The sequence below is a fragment of the Pseudoalteromonas sp. SG44-17 genome, from assembly GCF_014164235.1.
GTDB lineage: Bacteria > Pseudomonadota > Gammaproteobacteria > Enterobacterales > Alteromonadaceae > Pseudoalteromonas > Pseudoalteromonas rhizosphaerae.
The window spans coordinates 77,686-102,877 of the sequence record NZ_JACJEV010000016.1; the positions used below are offsets into that span (position 1 = coordinate 77,686).

At 40.9% G+C, this 25,192-nt stretch carries 29 protein-coding genes; 8 read left to right on the plus strand and 21 right to left on the minus strand.

The genetic code is table 11. From position 1 onward, the window contains the following. Nucleotides 1–12: 12 nt before the first annotated feature. The 9 genes from H5182_RS12750 to H5182_RS12790 all read right to left on the minus strand — a co-directional run bounded on the left by H5182_RS12750 (nucleotide 13) and on the right by H5182_RS12790 (nucleotide 7,188). Nucleotides 13–498, minus strand: coding sequence for a chemotaxis protein CheW (locus H5182_RS12750; RefSeq protein WP_145237819.1), 486 nt, complete (start codon nucleotides 496–498; stop codon nucleotides 13–15). Further along, a complete protein-coding gene (locus tag H5182_RS12755; RefSeq protein WP_182760133.1) occupies nucleotides 495–2,582 on the minus strand; it encodes a chemotaxis protein CheA in 2,088 nt (695 codons plus the stop codon). The genes H5182_RS12750 and H5182_RS12755 overlap by 4 nt, the downstream gene beginning before the upstream one ends. A gap of 15 nt (nucleotides 2,583–2,597) precedes the next feature. Further along, complete coding sequence (locus tag H5182_RS12760) at nucleotides 2,598–2,960, minus strand: response regulator (RefSeq protein WP_145237813.1); 363 nt, start codon at nucleotides 2,958–2,960, stop codon at nucleotides 2,598–2,600. 9 nt (nucleotides 2,961–2,969) lie between these two features. Continuing rightward, nucleotides 2,970–3,242, minus strand: a complete 273-nt coding sequence (locus H5182_RS12765; RefSeq protein ID WP_145238313.1) for a lipid asymmetry maintenance protein MlaB — start codon at nucleotides 3,240–3,242, stop codon at nucleotides 2,970–2,972. Nucleotides 3,243–3,412: 170 nt separating this feature from the next. Further along, the gene (locus tag H5182_RS12770; protein ID WP_182731728.1) at nucleotides 3,413–4,036 is read right to left on the minus strand and encodes an SCO family protein; all 624 of its coding nucleotides are present in this window, start codon (nucleotides 4,034–4,036) and stop codon (nucleotides 3,413–3,415) included. Continuing rightward, entirely contained in the window at nucleotides 4,033–4,941 is a 909-nt protein-coding gene (cyoE, locus tag H5182_RS12775) for a heme o synthase (RefSeq protein WP_179959138.1), read from the minus strand. The genes H5182_RS12770 and cyoE overlap by 4 nt, the downstream gene beginning before the upstream one ends. Before the next feature lie 8 nt (nucleotides 4,942–4,949). After that, a complete protein-coding gene (locus tag H5182_RS12780; protein ID WP_182760134.1) occupies nucleotides 4,950–5,939 on the minus strand; it encodes a heme A synthase in 990 nt (329 codons plus the stop codon). Nucleotides 5,940–5,956: 17 nt separating this feature from the next. After that, nucleotides 5,957–6,451: a transmembrane cytochrome oxidase associated protein gene (locus H5182_RS12785; RefSeq protein WP_145237802.1), complete on the minus strand. Its 495-nt coding sequence runs from the start codon at nucleotides 6,449–6,451 to the stop codon at nucleotides 5,957–5,959. After that, nucleotides 6,448–7,188: an SURF1 family protein gene (locus tag H5182_RS12790; RefSeq protein ID WP_182760135.1), complete on the minus strand. Its 741-nt coding sequence runs from the start codon at nucleotides 7,186–7,188 to the stop codon at nucleotides 6,448–6,450. The genes H5182_RS12785 and H5182_RS12790 overlap by 4 nt, the downstream gene beginning before the upstream one ends. A 12-nt stretch (nucleotides 7,189–7,200) precedes the next feature. On the opposite strand from H5182_RS12790, the gene H5182_RS22550 reads away from it, so the two are divergent. Then, nucleotides 7,201–7,515 carry a DUF2909 domain-containing protein gene (locus tag H5182_RS22550; protein ID WP_149980424.1) on the plus strand — a complete coding sequence of 105 codons (315 nt, stop codon included), beginning with the start codon at nucleotides 7,201–7,203 and terminating at the stop codon, nucleotides 7,513–7,515. Here H5182_RS22550 and H5182_RS12800 read toward each other — a convergent pair. The 6 genes from H5182_RS12800 to H5182_RS12825 all read right to left on the minus strand — a co-directional run bounded on the left by H5182_RS12800 (nucleotide 7,415) and on the right by H5182_RS12825 (nucleotide 13,501). Beyond that, nucleotides 7,415–8,290, minus strand: coding sequence for a cytochrome c oxidase subunit 3 (locus tag H5182_RS12800; protein WP_182760136.1), 876 nt, complete (start codon nucleotides 8,288–8,290; stop codon nucleotides 7,415–7,417). The genes H5182_RS22550 and H5182_RS12800 overlap by 101 nt on opposite strands. Nucleotides 8,291–8,325: 35 nt before the next feature. After that, on the minus strand, nucleotides 8,326–8,853 hold the full coding sequence (locus H5182_RS12805) for a cytochrome c oxidase assembly protein (RefSeq protein WP_149980422.1): 528 nt from the start codon (nucleotides 8,851–8,853) through the stop codon (nucleotides 8,326–8,328). Next, nucleotides 8,853–10,451, minus strand: a complete 1,599-nt coding sequence (gene ctaD, locus H5182_RS12810; RefSeq protein WP_145237784.1) for a cytochrome c oxidase subunit I — start codon at nucleotides 10,449–10,451, stop codon at nucleotides 8,853–8,855. The genes H5182_RS12805 and ctaD overlap by 1 nt, the downstream gene beginning before the upstream one ends. Next, nucleotides 10,451–11,593 carry a cytochrome c oxidase subunit II gene (gene coxB, locus H5182_RS12815; protein WP_145237781.1) on the minus strand — a complete coding sequence of 381 codons (1,143 nt, stop codon included), beginning with the start codon at nucleotides 11,591–11,593 and terminating at the stop codon, nucleotides 10,451–10,453. The genes ctaD and coxB overlap by 1 nt, the downstream gene beginning before the upstream one ends. A gap of 421 nt (nucleotides 11,594–12,014) precedes the next feature. Continuing rightward, entirely contained in the window at nucleotides 12,015–12,632 is a 618-nt protein-coding gene (gene lexA, locus H5182_RS12820) for a transcriptional repressor LexA (protein WP_145237778.1), read from the minus strand. Between the two features lie 74 nt (nucleotides 12,633–12,706). Further along, nucleotides 12,707–13,501, minus strand: coding sequence for a hypothetical protein (locus tag H5182_RS12825; RefSeq protein WP_182760137.1), 795 nt, complete (start codon nucleotides 13,499–13,501; stop codon nucleotides 12,707–12,709). 121 nt (nucleotides 13,502–13,622) lie between these two features. Between H5182_RS12825 and H5182_RS12830 the strand changes: the two genes are divergently transcribed. Continuing rightward, nucleotides 13,623–14,066 (plus strand): PaaI family thioesterase, encoded by a 444-nt coding sequence (locus H5182_RS12830; protein WP_149980420.1) that lies wholly within the window; start codon nucleotides 13,623–13,625, stop codon nucleotides 14,064–14,066. Here H5182_RS12830 and H5182_RS12835 read toward each other — a convergent pair. Beyond that, nucleotides 14,063–14,443 (minus strand): hypothetical protein, encoded by a 381-nt coding sequence (locus H5182_RS12835; protein ID WP_145242456.1) that lies wholly within the window; start codon nucleotides 14,441–14,443, stop codon nucleotides 14,063–14,065. The genes H5182_RS12830 and H5182_RS12835 overlap by 4 nt on opposite strands. A 167-nt stretch (nucleotides 14,444–14,610) precedes the next feature. On the opposite strand from H5182_RS12835, the gene H5182_RS12840 reads away from it, so the two are divergent. Beyond that, entirely contained in the window at nucleotides 14,611–15,327 is a 717-nt protein-coding gene (locus tag H5182_RS12840; protein WP_182760138.1) for a hypothetical protein, read from the plus strand. A 112-nt stretch (nucleotides 15,328–15,439) separates the two neighbouring features. Beyond that, entirely contained in the window at nucleotides 15,440–16,093 is a 654-nt protein-coding gene (locus tag H5182_RS12845; RefSeq protein ID WP_145242452.1) for an endonuclease, read from the plus strand. 67 nt (nucleotides 16,094–16,160) lie between these two features. Here H5182_RS12845 and hmpA read toward each other — a convergent pair whose 3' ends face one another. Together hmpA and H5182_RS12855 are read right to left on the minus strand one after the other, a co-directional pair. Continuing rightward, nucleotides 16,161–17,342 (minus strand): NO-inducible flavohemoprotein, encoded by a 1,182-nt coding sequence (gene hmpA, locus H5182_RS12850; RefSeq protein WP_182760139.1) that lies wholly within the window; start codon nucleotides 17,340–17,342, stop codon nucleotides 16,161–16,163. A 10-nt stretch (nucleotides 17,343–17,352) separates the two neighbouring features. Continuing rightward, a complete protein-coding gene (locus tag H5182_RS12855) occupies nucleotides 17,353–18,585 on the minus strand; it encodes an NnrS family protein (RefSeq protein ID WP_182760140.1) in 1,233 nt (410 codons plus the stop codon). A gap of 166 nt (nucleotides 18,586–18,751) precedes the next feature. Here H5182_RS12855 and norR point away from each other — a divergent pair, with 166 nt between their 5' ends. Then, entirely contained in the window at nucleotides 18,752–20,320 is a 1,569-nt protein-coding gene (gene norR / locus H5182_RS12860; protein WP_149980416.1) for a nitric oxide reductase transcriptional regulator NorR, read from the plus strand. A 234-nt stretch (nucleotides 20,321–20,554) separates the two neighbouring features. Beyond that, nucleotides 20,555–21,604, plus strand: a complete 1,050-nt coding sequence (rsgA, locus tag H5182_RS12865) for a ribosome small subunit-dependent GTPase A (RefSeq protein WP_149980415.1) — start codon at nucleotides 20,555–20,557, stop codon at nucleotides 21,602–21,604. Nucleotides 21,605–21,687: 83 nt separating this feature from the next. Here the strand turns inward: rsgA and H5182_RS12870 are convergent, their stop codons facing one another. Then, nucleotides 21,688–22,584, minus strand: coding sequence for a LysR family transcriptional regulator (locus H5182_RS12870; protein ID WP_182760141.1), 897 nt, complete (start codon nucleotides 22,582–22,584; stop codon nucleotides 21,688–21,690). Between the two features lie 126 nt (nucleotides 22,585–22,710). On the opposite strand from H5182_RS12870, the gene H5182_RS12875 reads away from it, so the two are divergent. Then, nucleotides 22,711–23,280 (plus strand): NADPH-dependent FMN reductase, encoded by a 570-nt coding sequence (locus tag H5182_RS12875; RefSeq protein ID WP_145242441.1) that lies wholly within the window; start codon nucleotides 22,711–22,713, stop codon nucleotides 23,278–23,280. 5 nt (nucleotides 23,281–23,285) lie between these two features. On the opposite strand, the gene H5182_RS12880 is transcribed toward H5182_RS12875, so the two are convergent. After that, nucleotides 23,286–23,732, minus strand: coding sequence for a TerB family tellurite resistance protein (locus H5182_RS12880; protein ID WP_145242439.1), 447 nt, complete (start codon nucleotides 23,730–23,732; stop codon nucleotides 23,286–23,288). 96 nt (nucleotides 23,733–23,828) lie between these two features. On the opposite strand from H5182_RS12880, the gene H5182_RS12885 reads away from it, so the two are divergent. Further along, nucleotides 23,829–24,200 (plus strand): hypothetical protein, encoded by a 372-nt coding sequence (locus H5182_RS12885; protein ID WP_145242437.1) that lies wholly within the window; start codon nucleotides 23,829–23,831, stop codon nucleotides 24,198–24,200. 3 nt (nucleotides 24,201–24,203) lie between these two features. Here the strand turns inward: H5182_RS12885 and H5182_RS12890 are convergent, their stop codons facing one another. Continuing rightward, complete coding sequence (locus tag H5182_RS12890; protein WP_182758019.1) at nucleotides 24,204–24,797, minus strand: hypothetical protein; 594 nt, start codon at nucleotides 24,795–24,797, stop codon at nucleotides 24,204–24,206. Between the last annotated feature and the right edge of the window lie 395 nt (nucleotides 24,798–25,192).

The window sequence follows — 25,192 nt, forward strand, 5'->3', positions numbered from 1 at the left end:
TTTAGTATTTGGCTAAATATCCATTGTTTTTTGCAGGTCCAATAACGCGACCATCTTCTCACCGACATTCACTAACCCTGCGATAAATTCAGCATTCTCTGAGCCGCTAAAGTTAGGCACCGTCTTCGCATCTTGCTCTACAATACTGTAAACATCAGATACGGCATCGACTACCATTCCCATAATCTTGCTATTTTGCTCAAAAATTACTTTCACTACGATCACCACTGTTAAAGGTCCATAGTCAATCGTCGCTAAGCCAAACCGTAATCTAAGATCTAAAATAGGTACTATGGTGCCACGTAGATTAATCACCCCTTTTACATAATCTGGGGCATTCGGGATCTCGGTGATCTCCTCCCAACTGCGAATTTCTTGAACAGTTAAAATATCAACACCGTATTCTTCATCAGCCATAATAAAGGTTAAAAACTGCTTAACTCCTTGGGCCTGTTCAAGCATTATTTTGTTATCTAATTCGCTGTGCGCAGAGATCATGAAGCCTCCAAGTTGGCTTGCGATTCAATAATCAATTCTTGGCTACCGGGTTTTCTTAATCCTGATAATTTAATTAAGCCGCTGATATCGACAATCAACGAAACCCGACCATCCCCTAATATAGTGGCACCTGACACGCCATCTACTTTTTGGTAATTAGCTTCTAAACTTTTAATCACTACTTGTTGCTGTGACAATAAATCGTCAACTAACAAACCAATTTTTTGGTTATCGCTTTCAACCACCACTAACAAGGTTTTATCAAGCGTTTCTATCGCACCTTGATGATTAAAAATACTGTATAAACGCAAGATAGGAATGTATTCATCACGCAGTCTAAGTACATCTAGGTCTTTACCCACTCGGCTGACTTTGCTGATATCTATTTGTAATGATTCAACAATAGAAATTAATGGAATAATATAGGTGTGCTTTGCAACCCTCACTAACTGACCATCTAAAATAGCCAGCGTAAGTGGCAAGCGAATAGTGAAGGTAGACCCAACACCTGCAGCAGATGAAACTTCAACCGAGCCATTGAGTGATTGGATATTACGCCTGACCACATCCATACCTACCCCACGTCCGGATATGTCGCTTACCTCATCCGCGGTTGAAAAACCGGGCATAAAAATGAGTTCATTAATTTCATCATCATCCAACTCATCAGCTTCACTTACTAGCCCATTAGCAACCGCTTTTTGTTTAATCTTTACAGTATTAAGGCCTTGTCCGTCATCCATGATCTCTATAACAATATTGCCACCTTGGTGAAATGCATTAAGTGTGACTGTACCGACTGGGTCTTTACCTGCAGCAAGACGCTGTTCAACAGTTTCTAGACCATGATCCAGCGAATTTCGCACTAAATGCACCATAGGATCTGATATTTTTTCCATTACAGTTTTATCAAGCTCGGTCTGTTCACCTAACAGTTTTAGCTCAACTTGCTTATTTAGCTTTTGCGAAATATCTCGTACTAAACGCGGAAAACGACTAAATACAAAGCTGATTGGCAGCATTCGGATACGCATTACATTTTCTTGTAAATCACGAGTATTATGAGCCAATTGCGCTAAACCTTCCTGCAAAGAGGCGATAGTCGCTTCGGTGATCTCTTGTTGACCAATTTGGCTCAACATGGCTTGAGTGATAACCAGCTCTCCAACCATATTGATCAATGAATCAACTTTATCTATGCCTACTCTGATTGAAGTAGATTCTGCAGCTGGAGTGCTTGCTTTGACCGCAGTGCCTTTTTTTATTGGTTTAACCGCAGCAACATTGACAACTGCAGGGGCTGAAGTTGAATTAGGGTTTTCCTCAATTACATCAGGTGTTGTAATTTGCGCATCATCATCAGCAAATAACCCTCCGCACAACGCGATGGTAATATCAGCATCATCTTCAACCCACTCAAATATTTCTCGAATCGCACTCTCATCTTTTGCTGTGTTTAAAAAGAATCGCCAAGATAAAAAACAATCATCGGGACTTAAATCAGCAATGTCAGGGATCTCATTATTGAAAGCTTGAGTCTCTAAATCGCCCAATTCAGCCAACTCACTGATCATATACAGTGGCTCATTGCCTGTTTTAAATAAATGATGATGTGGTTTAAAATCAATCTGATAGGTGTTTAGCGCAAGTTGAGCGGGGCTAGCAGTGACTTCCAGTTTATTTTTTTCGGCTTGATCTACCCCTAAAATCTGTTCAAACTTAATTCTCAGTGCAATAGCTTCGTCTAAATTAGGTTCTTGCTCTGCTTGTAAGCCACGAAGTAACTCCCGCAAGCAATCAACAGATTTAAGTAATAGGTTAACATGCTCTGCGGTAAGCTCTCGTTTCCCCTCACGAATTTGATCTAATAGGGTTTCTAGCACATGAGTAAAGTCAGACACAGAGTTAAAACCAAATGTACCACTGCCGCCTTTGATAGAATGCGCAGCACGAAAAATGGTATTGATTGTTTCTAAATCTTCTTCGCCAGGTACCAAGTTTAATAACTCAGCTTCCATCGCATCTAAGCCTTCAAAACTTTCCTCAAAGAAGACTTCAAAAAATTGACTTAAATCTATACTCATACCCCATCCCCTAGATTAGCGAATTACTTTTTTTAAAACCGCTAATAACTGTTCAGGATTAAAAGGTTTAACTATCCAGCCTGTTGCACCAGCAGCTTTCCCTTCTACTTTTTTGTCCATTCCTGATTCTGTTGTTAGCATTAGCAATGGCGTAAATTTATAGTTTGGTAAGGTGCGTAACTCCCTGATCAAAGTAATACCATCCATCACTGGCATGTTGACATCGGAAATCACAGCATCAAAACCTTGTTGTTTTGCGATGCTAAGTGCTTCACTTCCGTCCTTTGCCTCAGTGACATCAAAACCCGCCTTTTTCAGTGTAAAACTCACCATTTGACGCATCGATGCCGAATCATCCACGGCTAAAATTCTTTTCATATGAACTCCTTAATCTGCATTTTCTAGTATTAGATATTCACTCAGGCCTAAGCGATTAATGGCATTTTTTAAAGGCTCACTTTGCCCAACCCAAATAATTTTGTGATGTACGCACAGCAAGTGCTTTTGCAGAGCACACAATAGTTGAATCGAGGCAGTATCTACGCGTACAACTTCACTAATGTCTAAACAAACATCATCATTGCGGTGTAATTCTTGTAATAAATCTTGGTGTAAGTTTTCAACTTGGGTGATTGCTAGTTCAGCGGGAAGCTTCATCATATTGTTCGCACTTTCCATGTTTAACCAATTCATAACAAAAGCTTAGACTGAGTTAGTAAAAATGCCATAAATGCGTTGAAAAAAGAGTGAAATTATTTACAGGGGGGATAAAAGAAAAACAAAAAAGGAGCTAAACGCTCCTCGAAAATAATTAAAATATACTTATTCTATTAATAATGATCCGCAATCTGTTTAAACTCAGTTATTAATAATTTAGCATTAATTAATGGCACACTGCCCTGTTTAAATTCAGGTTTAAATATGGCCCTTACCGCCCCTTGAGGATCAACCATCGCAATTGAAGCACTATGGTCAACGGCATATTCTTGCTCATCACTATTACTAATTGCGTAAATCAAACCTAACTCTCTAACTAGTGGAAATAGATCTTTATGTTCCCCTGAGACCGCTAAAAAATCAGGATTAAAATAATCAATGTAGGCTTTGCGTTTAGCGACTGTATCGCGTTTTGGATCGACCGCTAAAAACCAAATTTGCAATGGGTATTCATCTTTCAACGCTTTATAAACGCCATTGAGTTTAGCTAATGTCAGAGGGCAAATATCTGGGCAACTGGTATAACCTAAAAACACTAAATTCCATTGACCTTGCAATGTTTGCTTAGTTACTGGCTGAGCATTTTGATCTTGTAAAGTAAAATCACTCAAAGGTTTGGCTTGTTCATATACCAAAGCTTCAACGTCAGGCATAGCGCTGTCACTACAAGCTGTTAACAGCAATAAACTTAACGCCAACCACACTCTCGCCCCACACTTAACTGCTAAGCTATTCATATAACGAACCATTTATCTATAAATAAGGCGACAAAGAGTATCATTAAATGAATAATTGAAAAACGGAATAAATCCATTGCTGTATCGTCATTCCCCGCTATTTTTAGTTTTACCGCTTTATAGATAAAAATCCCATTAAGTAATGTCGCAGCAATTAAATAAATGAGCCCCGACATACCAATTAAATAAGGCAATACACATACCAAAGCCAATAAAATAGAGTATGCAACTACACAGGTTTTACAAAAATCAATGCCATGAGTGACTGGCAACATGGGGATCTTAGCGCGTTCGTAATCACTTTTGCGAGCAATTGCCAACGCCCAAAAATGCGGCGGAGTCCAAGTAAATATGATCATCACCAATAACCAAGGAGCAGCTGCCATGTGCCCGGTTTCTGATACCCACCCTAACAACGGTGGCATGGCCCCTGCGAGTCCTCCTATAACAATATTTTGTGGCGTTGCACGCTTTAAAAAGGAGGTATAAATAAACGCATAACCAACTAACGCAAATAAGGTTAATACAGCGGTTAAAGTATTAGCCCAGATCATCAACATAATGAAACCACTCACCCCAATAACAGCGGCAAAACTTAAAGCATGCAGTTTAGATAACCGCCCCTTAGCAACTGGCCGATGGCGTGTACGTGCCATTTTGCTATCTATTTCGCTATCAACTACATGATTGATCACCGCAGCTGCTGCGGATAACAAGCCAATCCCCAGTAAACTAATAAACTGTACGCCAATACCACGACCAACATCGGGTGCCAGCGCTAAACCAACCCATGCTGTTAATACCAACATCGCGACTACTTTAAATTTACTGATCGCTAAATAATCATTTATTAAGCCGCTAATTTGGCTAGGTGCTAACTTTGTTATTGCTATTAATGGTGTCATAACTGCCCCTATGTACGTGCTTTTAAGTAAAAACATAAACGAACGACTGTTAACAATAGTATGGCAGCCATTAAATTATGTGCCAGCGCAACGCCGAGCGGGAAATGCCAGTGCACAACCGCCAAGCCCAAACAAATTTGACACAGCAACGCGACCAATACGGAGACTGTACAATGCTTTATTTTTCTCGACACAGCACGGCTATAAATGCGCCACATTATCAGCGCTAATACTACACAGGTAACTAACGCCCACATTCGATGTAATAAATGGATCGACATCCTAGCCTGCTGTGAAAGTACACCATATTCATAAGTACTTTGCTCTAATGGCAACTGAAATACACTACTCAATGAAAACGGCTGTCCGTAACTACACAATGGCAAGCCATTGCAGTGCGGCGCCGCATAATTAGCAGCAAGCCAACCGCCTAGCGCTATTTGCAATACCAACACCACTAATGCGACTAGACTAAGTTTAAAGTAACGCCGAGCTGGGCCGTCGCCGCCAAAAATTGGTTTTGCCGTTAGCCGTAAATACAATAATGTAACCAATGATAAAATACTAAATCCACCTAATAAGTGCCCCAATACAATCAGCGGCTGTAAATTCATGGTGACGGTCCACATCCCTAAAGCCGCTTGGAACACCACCAGTATTAGTAATAGTAAGGGTAATTTAATTGGCGTGGTTGGATATTGACGTTTTAATAAAGCCAATATAAATAACGCTAAAATAAGTAAACCTAACGTGCCGGCAAAATAGCGATGGATCATTTCTTTCCACGCTTTAGCGGTTTCGAACATCATATCAGGGTAGGTTTGCTCTACATGGGCTAAATCAGCCTCATGCTTGGGTACCGTCAAAAAGCCATAGCAACCGGGCCAATCCGGACAACCCAATCCGGCATCACTCAAGCGCGTATAAGCCCCTAAGCCAACAACTAAGATCGATAACATAAAAGTGGCTAATACCAAATGTTTATAGTTTTTATACATAATTGGCACTCCTTAATTTAGCTAGAACGCGAATAGTTAAGTAATTTTTTTAAATCTTTTAACAGTCCTTTTTGAGTCAAACGGTTTTGCTGTGGCTCACTATGGTAAGGATACTGCAAGACCACTAAGCCCATATGATCAATTAGATATAAACTAGCTGGTTGCAGTACATCAACCTCAGGTAACTGACGCCATGGCAGCTCTTTTTGCTGTGTCTGGCCAAGGATGGCTACATCGACTTTACCTTGATTTTTACCAAGAGCGATGTAGAGGTTCTCTAGTGCTTGTAACTGCTGTGCGCAAGCTTGTTGGCATTGTGCTGGGTGATTTAAAGCAATAGTCCATTGTTTATGCTCCGTTTTTTTCCAATCTTGTAGTTTTATTTCCTGTGTTAAAAATTCCCCTTTATTACTCGATGCACTAGGTATCCACTCAAGCTTTAACGCCAAATACGCCAGTATTAAAGGCACTAAACAACAGCCAATAAATATTAATAACGGATTGTTTTTCATTGTAATTCCTTCTTTTTAAAAGCAAATACAGCAATAACAAGGCAGGCAATCGCAATCAATAACCATTGCACTGCGTAGGCTTGATGTTTTTCGGGGCTCATCACCACAGCTTGGTAATGCGGCGCAGCAATCTCATCCGCGATACCTTGCCGATAACCAATAAAGTCAATCATGTCGCGACCTATTTGCTGTGAAAACAATGCTAAATCGATAATTTGTACGCGCTTGGGCCATGCTGTATCCGTCTTGTGTTGTGCATCTTGCAAAGTAAAGCCACTGAGCTTTCCTTGCTTTAATTGCACGGTCATTGCCAAAGGAGTCGATGGTAGGTTTATACTAGGGAGTTGCTGGCGAGTAAGTGGTGCTTTAACCCAACCCAAATTCACCAACAGAGTTTGCTTACTTTGCTGTAAACGCAGCAAGGTAAGTACATCGTAGCCAACCTGACCTTGGTAAACTTGATTATCTAACAACCAATATTGCTGCGTATCTAGCACTCCAGAGATACTTATCTGCAAGCCCGTTTTATTCCAATCACTAGGCAGTTGCTGCATTTGCTGCCAGCTCATTACTCCCTGACTTTGCAGGGCTGCTATTTGTGTTAATTGCTCAGTTTTACTTTCAGCTCGCTGTAATTGCCAATACCCTAGGCGTAAACACACCAATACCACAATGGTTACCACGCAAATGGTAATAATTGAGCTAAGCTTTTGTTTACGCCATAAAATTAACTGCATAAAGGTGACCCAGTGATTATTAAAATTATTATCGTACTGTTGCTACTATTTATACTTTTTAACTTGTTCCGTGCCTTATTTATTATGGTATCGGGTAAAACAGATGGACGGCCTATGTCTCACTATTTAGGCCGTCGTGTGCTGTTTTCTGTTATCGTCTTAGTGATTGTTATTGCGGCCCTTAAACTAGGTTTCATCCACAGTAACTCATCACCAATTGATAAAGTTACAGCACATATACAAACACAAATAAACACAACCACACCACATCAACAAAATGCCAATACCAAGCTGCGGCTTGAAACGCAAAATGTTTATCTGGGCTAAAGTGGCCCTTTAAAATACGGATCAGCATGACTAATAATAAAATAGTTCCTAAGGTCACATGCATGCCATGAAAGCCGGTTAGTAAAAAGAAAGTATTGCCATATACGCCAGCATCTAAGGTCAGTCCTAAATCCTGATAAGCATGCAAATACTCTACGACTTGCAGTCCTAAAAAACAGACCCCTAATACGATTGTCAGTGCCATAAATACTTTTAATGGCCCACGCTTATTGTTCTCCATGCCTACATGAGCAAAATGTAAGGTAACCGATGAGGTTAGTAATATTAATGTGTTGATCAGCGGCAATCCCTGCCAACCCATAGCCTGTGTCGTACTACCACCGGGTGTAGTAACTAATGGCCAGATTGCTTCAAAAGTAGGCCACAGTACCTCATTGGTCATGGCATTATTTCCGGCGCCGCCAAGCCAAGGCACAGAGATCATCCGGGCATAAAAAAGGGCACCGAAAAAAGCCATAAAAAACATTACTTCAGAGAAAATAAACCAGCTCATACCTTGACGAAACGAGCGATCCATTTGCGCTGAATATAAGCCTTGATCAGACTCTTCAATGACATTTTTAAACCAGCGAAATAGCATAAACAGCAACACACCAATTCCTGCGTAAAGCACATAATGGCCAGCACCACCGCCGCTGCTTGCTTGCATTACGGTAAGACCTGCACCAACAGCAATAAAAAACATCGCAAATGCGCCAACTATTGGCCACGGACTTTGCGCGGGAACATAATATTTTTCGTAATTTTTATCCATTTTGTTTGCTCCTAATTAGCTATTAGCTTGGCAACCTAATTACTAGCCACTATCTGCCCGCTAATATCAAACACGGTATAAGACAAAGTTAACTCTTCAACATCTTCAGGTAATTGCGTATCAACATAAAAAAGCAGTTTAAATTCCACTTCTTCACCTGCTTTCAAAGGTTGTTGATCGAAACAAAAGCAAGCCATTTTATGCAAATACTTAGCTGCTTTGCCTGGAGACACCGACGGTACAGCTTGCATGACTTTATCTTCATTACTGGTATTTTTTGCTCTAAACAGCACTTCGCGCATAGCTCCGGGCTTTACTACCACACTATACTCATGTGATTGCACCTCAAATGGCGCTCCACTTTGCGCATGAGTTGTGAAGCTTACGTCGATTTCTCGTGCCTCATTAACACTCGTACTTTGCTTTGCTTGTTCTAACGAAGGCTTACCATTGAGGCCTGTTACATCACAAAAAACGTCGTACAACGGCACCAAAGCAAACGCAAAAGCGAACATGCCAAGACATATTAAAACTAAGCGCTTAAGCAGTGGTGCATGACTCATTACTTAATCTCCGGTGGCGTTTCAAAAGTATGATAAGGCGCAGGCGATGCCACCTCCCATTCCAAACCCTCAGCACCATCCCACACTTTGGCGGGCACTTTATCGCCGCCTCGTGCACACTTAAATACTACAACCACAAATAACAATTGTGATAAACCAAAAGCAAAGCCACCAATACTAATAATCGCGTTAAAGTCTGCAAATTGCAGTGCGTAGTCAGGAATTCGGCGCGGCATACCGGCCAAACCAACAAAGTGCATAGGGAAAAACAATACATTCACGCTCACTAACGACAACCAAAAATGCCATTTAGCCAAGGTGATATTGAACATATTTCCCGTCCATTTTGGCAGCCAATAATACGCCCCGGCCATAATTGAAAATATCGCCCCAGTCACTAACACATAATGAAAATGCGCCACCACAAAATAAGTATCATGGTATTGAAAATCAGCAGGAGTAATCGCCAGCATCAACCCAGAGAAACCACCTAAAGTGAATAACACAATAAACGCAATACTAAATAACATAGGCACTTCAAAACTAATCGAACCACGCCACATGGTGGCTACCCAGTTAAATACTTTGACCCCAGTTGGCACCGATATCAGCATAGTTGCATACATAAAAAATAATTCGCCAGCGACAGGCATACCTGTGGTAAACATATGATGCGCCCAAACTATAAAGCTCAGTAAAGCAATCGAAGATGTGGCATATACCATAGAGGCATAACCAAATAATTTTTTACGTGAAAAGGTCGGCACTATAGTCGAGATAATGCCAAAGGCTGGCAGAATCATAATGTACACTTCAGGGTGACCAAAAAACCAAAATATGTGCTGGAACATCACCGGATCACCGCCCCCAGCAGCATCAAAAAAGCTGGTTGCAAAATACTTATCAGTCAATACCATAGTCACAGCACCGGCCAATACCGGCATCACAGCAATCAATAAAAAAGCGGTGATAAGCCATGTCCACACAAACAGCGGCAGCTTCATCCAAGTCATACCTGGCGCACGTAAATTAACGATAGTTACAATCACATTGATTGCGCCCATAATTGAGCTAATACCCATGATGTGAATAGCAAAAACAAATAATGCGGTATTATCGTTACTGTAAGTTGTTGACAGTGGTGCATAAAAAGTCCAGCCAAATGCCGGGCCACCACCTGGCATAAACAGGGATGCCAGTAAAATAATAAAAGCAAAAGGTAAAATCCAAAAGCTCCAATTATTCATCCGTGGTAATGCCATATCTGGTGCGCCAATCATGAGTGGTACCATCCAGTTAGCCAATCCTGTAAAGGCCGGCATAACGGCACCAAATACCATGATCAAGCCATGTACTGTGGTCATTTGATTGAAAAAGTGAGGCTCTACTAACTGTAAGCCAGGTTGAAATAACTCTGCGCGGATCACCATCGCCATGGCGCCACCAATTAAAAACATCGTCAACGAAAAAATTAAATATAAGCTACCGATATCTTTATGGTTAGTAGTATAAAGCCAGCGTTTAAAACCTTTCGCAGGATGATGATGTCCATCATGGTGTGCAGCTTGATCATGTTGTTGCTCTGTTACGCTACTCATTATTTAGCCTCCGAAGTTGCATCAATCGCGGCTTGTATCTGACTCGGTTGAATTACATCCCCAGTGTCATTGCCCCATGCATTACGCTTATAGGTGATCACAGCTGCTAGCTGCTTGATTGATAACTGCTTGTCAAATGCTTGCATAGCGGTACCTGGGCGACCATGAAGCACTACATCAATATGATCTTTAATATCTCCTAATACTACCGGACTGCCTTTGAGCGCCGGGAAAACCCCCGGTAAGCCCATACCTGTTGGTTGGTGACACGCAGCGCAACTGGCCATATAGACTTGCTCGCCGAGTGTCATTAATTCTTCTTTTGGTAATGTTTGATCTAATAATGCAGCATCAGCAATTGCAGCGTTTGCTTTTGCCTGCTTAGCTTCGCTCAGCCAGTTTGCAAATGCTTGCTCAGATTTAGCTTCAACCACCACAGGCATAAAGCCATGATCCTTTCCGCATAGTTCTGCACATTGCCCTCGATAAATGCCCTCTTCATTAATTCTGGTCCAAGTTTCATTGATAAACCCAGGGTTAGCATCTTTTTTCACTGCAAAATCAGGCACCCACCAAGAATGAATAACGTCGTCTGAGGTCATTAAAAATCGTACTTTTTGATTAATTGGCAACACCAAAGGTTTATCAACTTCAAGCAGGTAATTAGGGTTTTTATTTGCAAGATTAGTTATTTCATCTTGAGGTGTAGCAAGCATTGAATAAAACTCAACATCTTCACCCATGTACTCATAATGCCATTTCCATTGAGAACCAGTAATTTTAATCGTGAGATCAGCTTTACTAGCATCTTCCATTGCAATCAAAGTTTTTGTCGCAGGAATTGCCATACCAATTAAAATCACAAACGGGATTGCCGTCCAAAGGATTTCAACTTTAGTACTTTCATGAAATTGGGCTGGTTTTGCCCCTTTAGATTTACGGTGGTGGATCAGTGCCCAAAACATCACGGCGAACACGATGACCCCAATCACACAACATATAATAAATATTGTCATGTGCAGCTGATAAACATCATTACTTATATCTGTTACGCCCTTACGCATATTAAACTGGCTATTAGCCAATACTTGCTGCGGTAGAACAAACAATATAAGCCACAAGGTAGAGCTCAATTTACCCATGTGACGGCTCCTTTAAATGCTATTGCAAAACGCAAAGCGAAAAGGCGGCACAGCTTTATTCGCGCCAATTCGTTATTTTTTATTGTTACTGAATATTAACGCAACCCTAAATTATGCTATTGAGCAAAATTGTTAGACTTTTAAAGTAGCTGTTAACACAGTGTATTAACCAATTAGTTAAAAAATGAACAATTAGCAAGTTTTAAGAGCAATTAAATTCTTTTTTGGTGCATAAATAACAGCTAAAAATCAGCGCGTTATTTTGTAATTAGGGATAATATTAGAGGGCTAAAAGTAGCTGACAAGTAGATTTGATAGGGCTTAGGACGCTATAGCTAAGTATAAAATCTAGCCATTAAAGCGGTAAAAAATTAAATGCACCAAACTTCACCAATTTGGTGCAAAATATAGATCAAAAAATTTACATCCAATCAGCGTTGCGGATCACCCCAACAGCTAACCCTTCAATATTGAAAGATTCATGTTCAAGATCCACTTCAATCGGTGAAAATTCATCGTTTTCAGCATGTAAAAAAACTTTTTTACCTGCTTTTTCAAGGCGTTTTACTGTTACATCGTCATCAACACGGGCAACCACCACTTGGCCATTTTCAGCAACTTGAGTGCTGTGTACTGCCAATAAATCGCCATCCATAATACCAATGTCTTTCATACTCATGCCTTGCACACGCAGTAAAAAATCAGCAGCCGGTTTAAACAAGAGTGGATCTATTTTGCAATGACTTTCAACATGCTGCTCTGCCAAAATAGGCTCACCAGCGGCAACTCTGCCTATTAGAGGTAAACCAAGTTGTTCCGGCTCATCCTCTTCAACTAACTGAATACCTCGACTAGCACCGGGCTTCATTTTAATAACGCCCTTTTTCGCTAATGCCTTTAAATGTTCTTCCGCTGCATTAGCACTTTTAAAACCTAACGTTTGCGCAATCTCAGCACGGGTTGGCGGCATACCGGTATCTTTAATAAAAACTTTAATAAGTTCGAGAATTTGAGCTTGGCGATTCGTTAATGGGCGCATACAACTGGTTTTCCATACAGTACATTTAACTGTGAGTATATACAGTTATCTGAAAATCGCAAATATAAATTGGCTTAAAATCGCGCCGTTAATAACAAGCTCATACTATTTAAACCACTTCCAGAATCAAGCGCAGATCCAAGACCAAACTTTAATGCTACATGTTGATTAAACCAATATTGCGTTTGCAGTTCATAGTTGTCTTTTAGATTTTTCTGATTCCGAATATTGGCAACGACTCCCACTGACCATGCTTGATTTACATAATAAACCGCCTGCCCCTGCACATAACGATAACGCCCTGCCAATTGCTTTAGCTCTAAATCCCAACCTTGATTGCTAACTATATTTGTCCAACGAACATAAGGAGCATAAGTCCATTCAACCGCGACTCTTTCATTATCTTTGCCAAACCACATATCATGGCGCTCTAAGCGACTGTAATATACATTGAACCCTAGTTGTAACTGCTCATTCATTTGCTTACCAACAGCGGCACTCACTAAATAATCAGTATTTTGCCAATAGCTATTATCTTCACAGAGGCGCTGCGCGCTGGCACTAATAACTAATCCTGCGGGACCATAGATGGCAGCATCGGCATTTAAATAGCTAAAATCATCATTAGCAAACCCACCAATAGCATAATTATTGACTTGATTTAAATACGCTTTTAGCTCGTATGGACCAGTCAAAGATTCAAGATCTTGCGCAAAATATCGGTACCGTGCGCCTAAAAAAGATTCATCTAAACCAGCTAAATCGGTAAAACCAATATCGAGTTGATGTTTGGTACTAGCAACAGCCTGCGGCTGAGCAACAAGGCTCATTAATAATATTGCACCACATCCAAATACCTTTACTTTCATCCTTAAGATCCATTAACAGTTAGATAATATAGGTACATTTTATCTATTTTTATGATCTTAACTGTAGGAAAATGTTTAAAAGTGTAGACTGATTTAGTAAATAACTTAGTGAGGTAGACAGATGAGTATTTGGTATCAACCGATCACCCTAGCACAATGTAAGCAACTTGATGACGGCATAAGTGGTCAAGGCACATTGATGAAAACCATGGGCATTGAAATAAGTGAAATAGGCGATGATTATTTAGTAGCAACGATGCCCGCGATCCCAGCTCATCATAACCCTATGGGTATGGTGCATGGCGGCGCAAATGTTGTACTTGCAGAAACGGTGGCGAGTTATGCTGCAAACTTTGCTGTTGATTTTACAAAGTTTTATTGTGTTGGCCAGGAGATCAATGCCAATCATCTAAAAGCATCACGTAATGGTATATTAACCGCGATAGCAACACCACTACACTTAGGCAAGCGTACATCCGTATGGGAAATAAAAATCACCAATAGTCGTGGAGAACTGTGCTGCGTATCAAGAATGACCGCAGCAATTGTAGAGCGAAAAGGCTAACTTGAAAGTGGATAAATTGTAATTTCAATACCTGCGCCAATAGCAGAAATACGCAATAAAGTATCGGCACTGAGCGCTTGATTAAAGCATTTTGGCGAAGTGCCTGATTCAAAGCCAATATCAAAGGTGCGCTTTGAGCATGATAACCACTGCTTTAATGCATTGCGTGAGCAAGATTCAATTAACTCACATAAGTGGTTAATCGCTTTATCTGGTGAGATAACGTCTTCATTAGACTCAATACGTGCTAGTTGACGGTACTCATCTTTATCGTAATGCAAAACCACAGCACTTTTTTTTAAGTCTGCAACTAACAAACTAATATCTTGCTTTGATTCAAGCTCTAGATCTACATTTAAAAATTGAATTTCCGACATTGTTTCATTTTTACCCTGCGTTAATAACAACGCAAACTTTAACCTAATTTTGCGTATATACCAAATCTAGAGTAGCTAGTTTTATTTTGTTGATGCGACAATTTGCCACATTGGCAAACTCAATATAATTTATAGAATACCGCACTAATAACAAACAGGTAGTCACTATGGATAAACGCATTTTTAAACATGCGCGTAAGTTTCACAAATGGTTAGGTTACTTATTAGCGCTACAAATTTTTGCATGGTTACTCGGTGGTTTAATTATGAGTGCTATACCGCTTGAAAAAGTTCACGGTAAACATTTAGCTGCGCGGCAATTAAATAACCCATTCAAACAAGCTGATTATCTAGCCTCAGTTGATAATATCGTTGCACAAATTACTCAACCAAGACAAATTAGTTATAGTCACTTTTTAACAATCCCTACCATTATTGTGAGCAACAGTAACGGTGAGTACAGCTTTAACGGAGTTACTGGCCGTCCTTTGGTAGCACCGAGTAAAGCGCAAATTATTGCCAATGCCCAAGCTCATCTATTAATTAATGCGCAAGTTACAGACGCGATCAAACTAGCTAAAGGTACTCGCGAAGTTGGCTTTAAAGAAAATATTTGGCAAGTAAATTTTGACGATACGTTTAACACCACACTATATTTATCCGCTGATAGTGGCCAAGTTATTACTGTTCGCAGCACAATTTGGCGAATTTTCGATTTTTTCTGGATGTTACACATAATGGACTATGATCAACGTGAAGATTTTAATAACCCATTATTAATTAGTTTTGCAGCCAGTAGCATATTGTTTTGTTTAACTGGCTTTATTTTATTACTACAAAATATCCGTTTTAGAAAACGTACTTCCCGTCGCCCAAGTAGCTAACCTTACCTTGTAGATGAGTTAAAATTCCCACTACATCACACAGTTAAGCGATTTACTTTTTGAATAATCGCTCTAAACTAGCGCTTCCTGTAGTTCACTAAAGTGATTGGATATGCCGCATTTAATTATTGCGCTGGTATTGTGTTGTGTGAGTTTTAACCTTTATGCAGAACAATTCACCAGTTTTTACAGCGCAAAAAAACACCTCATCAAAACCCTTCCTGATAACGCCACCAGCCTCTATTGTGGCTGTAATATTAAACGCCAAGGTAAAAAACTGGTGCCCGACCCAAATGCATGTGGTTATGTGCCTCGCAATGCGGTTACTCGTTCAGGCAAACCAAATGCGCGCGCAACTCGGATTGAGTGGGAACATATTGTGTCTGCATGGGAATTTGGTCACCAGCTACAATGCTGGCAAGATGGCGGCCGAAAAAATTGCATTAAAGTCAGTGCGCAATTTCGGAAAATGGAAGCTGATATAAATAATCTCGCTCCGGCAATTGGTGAAATAAACGCAGACCGCTCTAATTATAGCTTTGGCATGATTGCAGGTAATGCAAGCCAATATGGTCGCTGCCAAGTAAAGGTAGATTTTAAACAGCGTGTGGTAGAGCCGCCCTTTTATGCACGAAAACGCATTGCCGATGCTTATTTTTATATGCAAAAAACCTATGGTTTAAAAATTTCCGACAAGCAACAAAAATTATTTACCGCATGGCAAAACCAAGCTTTGGCAGCGAAAAATAGCAATGCTGTACTTTAAATAGCCAAAACCATAAAAAAGGCGCATTTCGCGCCTTTTCACTTAAAACCTGCATTTAGTTTCGTCATTAAATATCTTGATGTGGGCCAAACACCTCGAAGTGAATACGCTCAGCAGCAACTTCTAATACGAGTAATTGCTGTTTAATTGCAGCCATAAACCCCGTTGGGCCACAGATGTAGAAATCACCTTCTTCAAGCGGTAGCTGCTCAGCAACAGCGCTGACATTCATCAATCCAGTAAACTCAGCTCCCTCGCCACCTTGATTAAACCAAGTGTAGTAATTTAATCGAGTATGCGCCGCGGCTTGCTCTGCCAAAAACTGACTAAATGAATGCTGCAGGATATTTTCACAGGCGTGTAAATAGGTGACCGCTTGATTCGATGTATCACATAATAATGTTTGTAGCATTGCCAGCATCGGTGTTTGGCCAACGCCCGCAGAAATTAATACCACAGGTTTTTTATTTGCGCGTAAAAAGAAGTCTCCAGCCGGTGGATAAAGCTCCACAACGCTGCCCTCATCAAGTGAGTGCAAATAATTAGATACAATCCCCGCTGCTGGCAATAACTCTTTTTTCACGCTAATACGGTAATTTTCACCATTACTTTGCTGAGAAATAGAGTATTGGCGTATCTCACTATACTGTGCATAAGCTGGTTTTACTTTGATACCTAAATACTGCCCTGGTTTATGAGTCATTACCGCTTTACCATCGACTGGCACTAAAGTAAAACTGGTTACTAACTCTGATTCAGGCTGTTTTTTAGCAATAACAAATGCTCTAGTACCCGACCAGCCACCGTGGTTATTTTTACTGTGCTCGTATAGTGCCGCTTCTTCGGTAATACAAATATCAGCAAGTAGTGCGTAAGCCTCACGCCATGCATATTCAACTTCAGCTGTAAATTGCTCAGGGATCAATTCTTTTAAAGTGCCAATCAGGTGTCCGCCAACAATTGGATAATGCTCAGGTAAAATATGCATGCTGGTATGCTTATGATTAATGCGTGCCAGCGCCTCTTTTAATACGGCTAAATTATCAATATTTTGAGCATACGCAGCCAAGGCATTAAATAATGCAAATTGCTGACGGCCACTACGTTGATTGGCCATATTAAAAATATCCTGCAGCTCAGGGTTATGACTAAACAGCCGGTTATAAAAATGCTCCGTGACAACGGTGCCCGCCTGCGCCAATAAAGGCGCTGTGCTTTTTACTATTTCAATGGTTTTATCAGATAACATACAACTTCCTTTAACCACGACGCCCATCAACACGACGCCGCGTTAAAATAGGAATACAGTGGAATAAGAACAATAAAAATGCCACGATCCACAGTACAGCACTCAGCTGCCATGCGATGTGTGGCCCAATAACAACAGGTAATAACGAACGAATAATTGCTGCAATAAACACTAAAGCAAACGCCACAGCCATAAAGTGAGGAATAGTTAAAGGGCGGCCAGTATGACCATGAGATACCCGCGTCATCATCGCTAAGATCATCATGCCAATCGTACCTATAGTGATCATATGCAGCGCGTCTTTAAACAAAATAACCGAGCTGTAAAAACTCAGCGCAAGCAATACTAAACCAAGCCCAAGAGCTAGATAGGAGAAGTGCAACGACCATAACAGTGGTACTTTGAGCATTTGATTATTCCACCACAACAATGAGCGACTTAAATGCACTACAGCAACAACAGCCAATGCCCAACCAGGATTAACGCTTGCTATAAATAATTGGCTGATAAAATAAAGCGCGACAGCAAACAATGAGCTGTAAAGCAGCACTTTATCTAAACGAGGAGTACGCACTTGCTCCGCGAAACCAAGACCACGAGCAGTAAAAAAAGGTAATACCCGCCCAGCCACCACACCGACAAGTAAGGTCATTACTAGTACTGCGGTATCGGCGACTGCCAATGCAAGTAGCATGTTTTGTTGTATTGCTAAGCATAAATAAATAATATTGAGCACACACAATGCGCTTAGCATCGGTAAAAATTGGTAGTTATTTTTATTGCCAGCTTTAAGGAGCATATTAGCCAGCGCCATAACTGCACCTAACCACCAAAGCAATTGGAACAATAACACCGCATATAAACTAAAGTTTTCAATACCTGCACTGGTAATAAAAAACGCAACACGAGCTGCTAGCCACACTAGGGTTAGCAACATCAATTTACGACCATTAATACTCGCAACCCCGGTCCAAGTTTGTGCTGCGGTTAATAAAAACCCCACAGCTACAGCGCCTGCAAAGCCAAACATCATTTCATGGGCATGCCAAAGTGTTGCTGGCATAGTCAATTGCCATCTGGCATGGCCTGTTAAAATGAGTAACCAATAACTAATCGACAAAACGGCCAACAAGCCAGCTCCTAAAAAGTAGGGCCGAAATGCTAACATCCATAACGGCCATTGACTGACTTGATAAAAACGCACTTTTTTGGGCATTGGTTCGGTTAAATTGATTGCTCGCATCAGCGTATTAGACTTATCTATCTAGGTATTTATAACACGCTACTGCACAAGCCGAGCCAAGATTTAAACTGCTTATTATTCAACACATTAACTATTTTACTATTGACAAAAAAGTCTTTATGACTCACCTTTAAATAAGATAAAAATACATTTGAGTCATTTTGACATGGCAGATAAACAAAGCTTACTTAATGTCGCCCTTGTGCTTGCTAAAGTGAGCGACCAAAAGCAGCCTTTTCAGCAGTTAATTCAGTGTATCAAGCAAGTAATACCCAGTGACGCTATTGCACTGCTTACCTTACAAGGCGATGTGTTAAAACCACAAGCTATTCATGGACTGACGCCTGACACCCTAGGACGACGCTTTGTAATAAACGAGCATCCACGTTTACATGCCATTTGCAACGCTAAGCAACCATTACAGTTTGCCCATGATTGCCCAATTCCTGATCCGTACGACGGTTTACTATCGAGCAAAACTGGCGATATCCCTGTTCATGCTTGCTTAGGCATCCCCCTACTTGATAGCGAAGATAACTTACTCGGTGTGATCACCCTCGACAGTCTCGATGCAAATGCATTCGACAGTTTTGACCTTGAGCTATTTACTCAACTAGGTACGCTTTGCACCGCGCATTTGCAAACTGTATTAAAACTGCAGCAATATCAAAACCACGCGCAACATAGTAGCGCTTTAGTGCAAGAGCTAAACCGCGAAGCGCTTACCCGCGATGGTGCAGAGATCATCGGCCAAAGCACGGCCATGCAAGCCCTTCGAAGCGATATAAAACTAGTGGCGGCTTCTGAGTTTAGTGTCTTGATCCAAGGTGATACCGGGGTAGGTAAAGAGCTAGTAGCACGCAATATCCATCTTCATTCAAAGCGTAGCGAAATGCCGTTAATTCACTTGAATTGTGCATCATTACCAGAGAACCTCGCCGAAAGTGAATTTTTTGGCCACGCCAAAGGCGCATTTACCGGCGCCCATAATGCACGTCAAGGCAAGTTTCAGCTGGCTGATGGTGGCACCTTATTTTTAGATGAAATTGGTGAACTACCACTTGCCATGCAAAGTAAACTATTGCGCGTCTTACAAAGTGGTGAAATCCAAACGGTTGGCGAAGATGAAGTAAAATACGTCGATGTAAGGGTTATTGCGGCTACAAACAGGCATTTAAAAAACGAAGTCGCTCAAGGGCGTTTTCGAGCCGATTTATATCATCGGTTAAGTGTTTACCCGCTCAACGTTGCGCCACTTAAACAACGCGAAAACGATGTAATTCTACTTGCAGGTTACTTTGTTGAAAGAACAGCCCGTAAGCTAGCTATCAAACAACTCAAACTCAGCGTCGAAACGCAACTACTACTCACTCAATATGACTGGCCGGGAAATGTGCGAGAACTTGAGCATGTGATCAGCCGTGCAGCATTAAAAGCCAAACAAAGCCAGTGGCAGCAAGCAATAATTACTATTGAACCTGCTCATTGTGAACTTAACCTAAGTACAAATAACCCAGCGCCTGTCGCATTAACAACTGCCGATAACAATAACATAAATAAACAAAATTTCTCGCTCAAACAAGCAACGGATACATTTACTCAGCATTTAATCAGCCAACAGCTAGAACAACATAATTACAACTGGGCCAGTGCAGCACGAACATTAAAAGTTGATCGCGCTAACTTAGTGCGATTAGCCAAACGTCTCGGTATTACAGTAAAAAAATCTATTTAATGTGTATTTTATACACCCAAACTTGGCTATAGTGCCAACTGGTGTAAAACCACAATAAACATCTAAACAGGAGATATTTGATGATTGTATTAAACCCCCTTGCTGGGCAAGTAAGTGCTTAATTTTATTTTTTAATATTAAGTTTTGCCCGGCCATTAGCCGGGGCGCTGTTGATAGCTAAAATTTAACAGCAAACCCCTTTGTTATTTTTACTCTTTGCAGTAATGGGGTTATATGAATACTAATTTAAGTTTAAGCCAACTGGGTTGGCGCGCATTTTTCCAACAACAACTTACGCTCAATGATTTAGAGCACACACTGATTGCACGGATCATTACCTACCATCGCGACCACTTTGTTGTACAGAGTGAGCAGGGTTGCCACAAGGTATTGGTAAATTCAGATCATCCCCCCTTAACTGTGGGTGACTGGATATTACTTACGCAACACAACGAACACTGGCTGTTTACCCGATTGCTTGAGCGCTTAACATTGCTCAGTCGCAAAAGTGCGGGAAGTAAATTAAGTGAACAGCTTATTGGCGCTAATATTGATACTTTGTTTATTGTCAGCTCGCATAATCAAGATTTCAATCTAAGCCGCTTTGAGCGCTACTTAGCGTTAGCATATCAAAGTGAGTGTTTACCCGTTGTTGTACTGACCAAACGCGATCAATGTGCAGAGCCAGAGCAACATATAGCACAACTAACAGCGCTTGATAATCACTTAACCGTGCTGTCTGTTAATGCATTAGAGCGTGGCAGTGTTGAGCAATTAATGCCATGGTGCGGCAAAGGTCAAACATTAGCTTTTGTTGGGTCTTCGGGTGTAGGTAAATCCAGCTTAGTTAATAGCTTATGTGAACAGCAGCTAAGTGACACTGGTGCAATTCGTGAGGACGACAGCAAAGGTCGCCACACCACGACTCATCGAGCATTGCATGTTCTTAACGTAGGAGCGCTGTTACTCGATACTCCCGGCATACGAGAGCTGCAACTAAGTGACTGTCAACAAGGTGTAGAGCTTACTTTTAACGATATAAGTGAACTGGCGCAGCAGTGTCGATTTGCCGATTGTAGTCATCAGCTAGAACCCGGTTGTCAGGTGCTAGCTGCGTTACAAAAAGGCTTATTAACGCAGCGGCGTATCACTAATTATCAAAAACTGTTAAAAGAGCAGCAACGCAATACTCAGAGCCTTGCGCAATTACGTAGTCAAGATAGAAGCTTAGGTCGGTTTTATCGTAACGTACAAGCAGACATGCGTAATTTAAAAGGACGTTAATTAATTTTTCTCAGTCGTTAAACAAAACGTGGCTAAATACTGTTTAGCCACGTTTTTGCTGATAGAAAGATTAACCAGCTAAATTACGCGAGCTTATGCTCCTTAAAATACGCTTTTAAAAGCTGACTGAACGCCTGTACCTTAGCTGTTCGGTGCACTAAGTGATGGGTTACTAGCCATAAATCCGTTGGCCAACTCAGTTCATCCGCTAGTATTGGTACTAAATCAGCATACTGCGCCGCCACGTCATGCTGCACCCCGCCAATTCCCAAGCCTTTAACAATCGCACGGGTTGCCTCTGAGGTTTCAGACACGCGTAATTTCACTTGTGAAGTTGGTATATTTTCATCAACCCAAACAAAATAAGGCACTTTGCCATTATAGCCGGCCACCCCCGAAACAAAATTATGCAACGGCAATTGCTTAATACTTTTTGGCACGCCATGCTTATCAATATAACGCTTTGATGCATAAAATCCTGACGACAAATGCGCCAAATGCTGGGCGATATAATCACCTTCATCAGGACGAGGACCTGCGCGAACCGCTATATGTGCTTGGCCGTGGTCAAGACGTAACCGGTTTTGATCAAGTATCACTTCCAGCTGCACCTGTGGATGTAAACTTTGAAATTGTTCACACACATCACTCAGTACATCAATAAAACCACTGACCGTTGTAAGCAATAAACTACCACGCAAAGTACTATCTGCGGCAATAATATCATTGTGTAAACGTTCAAGTTCACTATTAATTGACTGCGCTGCTGTAAAGAGTTTAGCGCCAATCTCAGTTACTTTATAACCCCGGGCATGACGATGAAATAAACGTGCATTTAAACTTTGCTCTAGGTTATTAATGCGCCTAAGTACCGTACTGTGATGGACGTTGAGCTTTTCAGCCGCCGCTGTTAACGTTCCTAACCGCGCAACTTCATAGGCTACTTTTACATCTTGCCAGTCATCAAATTGAATCGCCATACCTGCCCTTAACCTTAAGTGTGCGTATATGCACATAAGTTTTGCGTTTATTTGGCTTTTCTGCAAGTAAATATTTGCTAAAGTAGTTAACAGGCAAACCCAACTACGTTATTGAAGGCGACCACCATGACAGCACCAAAAATTATTGCCTTAGCAGGCAGCTTACGTAAAGACAGCTTTAACCAAAAATTGATCAATGAAGCAGCCCGCTTTGCATTAGAAAGCGGTGCAGAAGTTGAAGTAATTAAACTGGCAGATCTAAACTTACCCATGTTTGACGAAGACGTTGAAGCGCAAGGCACACCAGTAGGCGCTCAGTTATTAAAAGACAAACTACGCGCTGCAGATGGCATCTTACTTGCGAGCCCTGAATATAACGGTTCAATTACCGCGGTACTAAAAAATGCCATTGATTGGGCATCACGTACTGAGCAAGGCGCAGTTCCAGCATTTCGTAACAAGGTAACGGCTTTATACGCCTCATCACCGGGAGGCTTAGGTGGCTTGCGTGGTCTAAATCACGTTCGCGATATTTTATCGGGTATCGGCAGCTTGGTATTGGCAGATCAACTTGCCGTACCTGCAATTCACACTTTGCTTGATGAAAATGGCCGCATTAGTGACCCTGTGACAGCAGAACGAATTGCAGGCCTTGCTCAGCAGCTCGTCAGCGTTGCCAGCAAATTAAATAAATAAACCGCTTAAGAAAGCTTTGTCGCTGCTAACTTGGCAGCGATAAAATCCTCATGCGCGACATACAACAAGTTAGAAACACGGCGAATTACATACTCTTCTTGCGGATCTAACTCACCATCGGCATACGCTAAGCGCCATAGCAGCTCTATAATTTCAATGCGTTGCTCTGCGCTGCATTGATCATTAATTTGTTTAGAAAACTGAAAGTAATCAATCGCGTCATCCAAACTTTTTCCTGCGCTTTGCATTAGCTCACTAACGTCTTCATCACTCAAATTGAAATACTTTTTTAAAGTCAGAGATAACGTTTTCAATTCATCGTCTTGCTGCTCGCGATCAGCACGCATGACTTCAATCAATAATGCCGCGACAGCCGTTTTCAAATCATGCTCTTGCAGCTGAGCTGGTTGCTCATCAAAAGCTGAAAATAGTTGTTTTATTTGTTTGAACATCACATTTTCCCTTTTTGGGTGTTAGACTTACAGCATAACTCGTTGCATCACTGTAATTAAATAGTGCGCTCAATACAATAATGGAGTTAAAGGTTTATGAAAGGAAAAACAGCAAATAGGCTAGTAATTATCAGTGCACTGGCACTATTAATAGGCAGTAATGCGGTATTAGCAGAAAAAGGTGAAACCGAAAAACTCTATGACTTTGATGAAAAAGTCCATTATTACCAAACAAAATTAGACGCAAATAACTATCATCTAGAAATTCAATCTGACGACTATCAGCACTTTAAAAATCAAAGTGTATTTTTATTGCGCCATGCTGACCGTTTATGCCGTGGTAATCCGTTTATGCTAAAAGTGACTGATGGTGTACAAGAGTATGATCGTTTCCCAACCAAACCCCGCGCCTATCAGCCACCTTTAACGGTATTACTACAATGTGAGACAAAGCCCAGCAAAGACTAATCTTTAGTCTTTATAACCCCAAGGCGCTGGCGGTGGTGTAATTGGTTTTGTTAAATCAAAATCAACGCGAAACTCGCGGCCTTGGCGAATTAAACGATAAGTAAACTTTTCAGGGTAAATATACATCTGCCATGTATTACCGATAGATTGTGGAATACCTTGGCTAACAAACAATTCTTTTGAGTACTGATCCGCAGGGAACGACTGCACGTTAGCAAACCCAGCATCAACCGTATGACCACCGTACATAGTCGATACATCATCAGTCCCATCTTGATGGCGATGATCGTGTTTTAAACTCAAACCACTACCGGTTTTGGTAATGATCCACGTACGTGATGCATCATCACCTACATGAAACGGTACTTGTAACTCGCTATCAGTGCATTTACGAACATGCATGACTAATTTTTTACCCGCAAACGAGCTAGGACCAGTGGCATTATCAACCGTTACTTTACCCTCAAAAGCTTTACCACAATGGGCGGCAATATTATCAAAAAAGCCATCATGAGTTGGGATAGATACCAAAGGCGCAGGGCGAGCAAACGCCGCCGTAGACGCCAGCAATAAAGTTGCCGCAGTTAATAATTTCATAGCATGTTCCTAAAAATATAAAGTTGCAGCTTAGCGTGTTAATAAATACAAAGGAAGTAATCGCGGTGAGTGGTTTTTGGCTATAGATTAAATAAGCAAAGTTTACGAGCTTAAAAATAAATAAAACGTAAACAATTGCACTTGAGTCTAAAACTATTTATGTTTTTAAAGAGAATCAATTGAGAGGGTTAATATAGGAAATTATCCTATAGTGGCGTTTATCTTAATTTGTGCGCTATTCATTATAGAAGATCGAAAATATAACACATTATACCAATCTGCCAAATTATGTGATCTAATTAGCACACTGATACTTATCTACTTTTACTAAATTGAACTTAGAAAAATCCAAGCAACTTTTAGCTTTATCACGTAAAGAGCCTAATGCAAGAAAG

Excerpts from the sequence above, each read along its gene's own strand:
- H5182_RS12750 (WP_145237819.1), bottom strand. The coding sequence starts at position 498 with ATGATCTCTGCGCACAGCGAATTAGATAACAAAATAATGCTTGAACAG.
- H5182_RS12755 (WP_182760133.1), bottom strand. The coding sequence starts at position 2,582 with ATGAGTATAGATTTAAGTCAATTTTTTGAAGTCTTCTTTGAGGAAAGT.
- H5182_RS12760 (WP_145237813.1), bottom strand. The coding sequence starts at position 2,960 with ATGAAAAGAATTTTAGCCGTGGATGATTCGGCATCGATGCGTCAAATG.
- H5182_RS12765 (WP_145238313.1), bottom strand. The coding sequence starts at position 3,242 with ATGATGAAGCTTCCCGCTGAACTAGCAATCACCCAAGTTGAAAACTTA.
- H5182_RS12770 (WP_182731728.1), bottom strand. The coding sequence starts at position 4,036 with ATGAATAGCTTAGCAGTTAAGTGTGGGGCGAGAGTGTGGTTGGCGTTA.
- cyoE (WP_179959138.1), bottom strand. The coding sequence starts at position 4,941 with ATGACACCATTAATAGCAATAACAAAGTTAGCACCTAGCCAAATTAGC.
- H5182_RS12780 (WP_182760134.1), bottom strand. The coding sequence starts at position 5,939 with ATGTATAAAAACTATAAACATTTGGTATTAGCCACTTTTATGTTATCG.
- H5182_RS12785 (WP_145237802.1), bottom strand. The coding sequence starts at position 6,451 with ATGAAAAACAATCCGTTATTAATATTTATTGGCTGTTGTTTAGTGCCT.
- H5182_RS12790 (WP_182760135.1), bottom strand. The coding sequence starts at position 7,188 with ATGCAGTTAATTTTATGGCGTAAACAAAAGCTTAGCTCAATTATTACC.
- H5182_RS12800 (WP_182760136.1), bottom strand. The coding sequence starts at position 8,290 with ATGGATAAAAATTACGAAAAATATTATGTTCCCGCGCAAAGTCCGTGG.
- H5182_RS12805 (WP_149980422.1), bottom strand. The coding sequence starts at position 8,853 with ATGAGTCATGCACCACTGCTTAAGCGCTTAGTTTTAATATGTCTTGGC.
- ctaD (WP_145237784.1), bottom strand. The coding sequence starts at position 10,451 with ATGAGTAGCGTAACAGAGCAACAACATGATCAAGCTGCACACCATGAT.
- coxB (WP_145237781.1), bottom strand. The coding sequence starts at position 11,593 with ATGGGTAAATTGAGCTCTACCTTGTGGCTTATATTGTTTGTTCTACCG.
- lexA (WP_145237778.1), bottom strand. The coding sequence starts at position 12,632 with ATGCGCCCATTAACGAATCGCCAAGCTCAAATTCTCGAACTTATTAAA.
- H5182_RS12825 (WP_182760137.1), bottom strand. The coding sequence starts at position 13,501 with ATGAAAGTAAAGGTATTTGGATGTGGTGCAATATTATTAATGAGCCTT.
- H5182_RS12830 (WP_149980420.1), top strand. The coding sequence starts at position 13,623 with ATGAGTATTTGGTATCAACCGATCACCCTAGCACAATGTAAGCAACTT.
- H5182_RS12835 (WP_145242456.1), bottom strand. The coding sequence starts at position 14,443 with ATGTCGGAAATTCAATTTTTAAATGTAGATCTAGAGCTTGAATCAAAG.
- H5182_RS12840 (WP_182760138.1), top strand. The coding sequence starts at position 14,611 with ATGGATAAACGCATTTTTAAACATGCGCGTAAGTTTCACAAATGGTTA.
- H5182_RS12845 (WP_145242452.1), top strand. The coding sequence starts at position 15,440 with ATGCCGCATTTAATTATTGCGCTGGTATTGTGTTGTGTGAGTTTTAAC.
- hmpA (WP_182760139.1), bottom strand. The coding sequence starts at position 17,342 with ATGTTATCTGATAAAACCATTGAAATAGTAAAAAGCACAGCGCCTTTA.
- H5182_RS12855 (WP_182760140.1), bottom strand. The coding sequence starts at position 18,585 with ATGCGAGCAATCAATTTAACCGAACCAATGCCCAAAAAAGTGCGTTTT.
- norR (WP_149980416.1), top strand. The coding sequence starts at position 18,752 with ATGGCAGATAAACAAAGCTTACTTAATGTCGCCCTTGTGCTTGCTAAA.
- rsgA (WP_149980415.1), top strand. The coding sequence starts at position 20,555 with ATGAATACTAATTTAAGTTTAAGCCAACTGGGTTGGCGCGCATTTTTC.
- H5182_RS12870 (WP_182760141.1), bottom strand. The coding sequence starts at position 22,584 with ATGGCGATTCAATTTGATGACTGGCAAGATGTAAAAGTAGCCTATGAA.
- H5182_RS12875 (WP_145242441.1), top strand. The coding sequence starts at position 22,711 with ATGACAGCACCAAAAATTATTGCCTTAGCAGGCAGCTTACGTAAAGAC.
- H5182_RS12880 (WP_145242439.1), bottom strand. The coding sequence starts at position 23,732 with ATGTTCAAACAAATAAAACAACTATTTTCAGCTTTTGATGAGCAACCA.
- H5182_RS12885 (WP_145242437.1), top strand. The coding sequence starts at position 23,829 with ATGAAAGGAAAAACAGCAAATAGGCTAGTAATTATCAGTGCACTGGCA.
- H5182_RS12890 (WP_182758019.1), bottom strand. The coding sequence starts at position 24,797 with ATGAAATTATTAACTGCGGCAACTTTATTGCTGGCGTCTACGGCGGCG.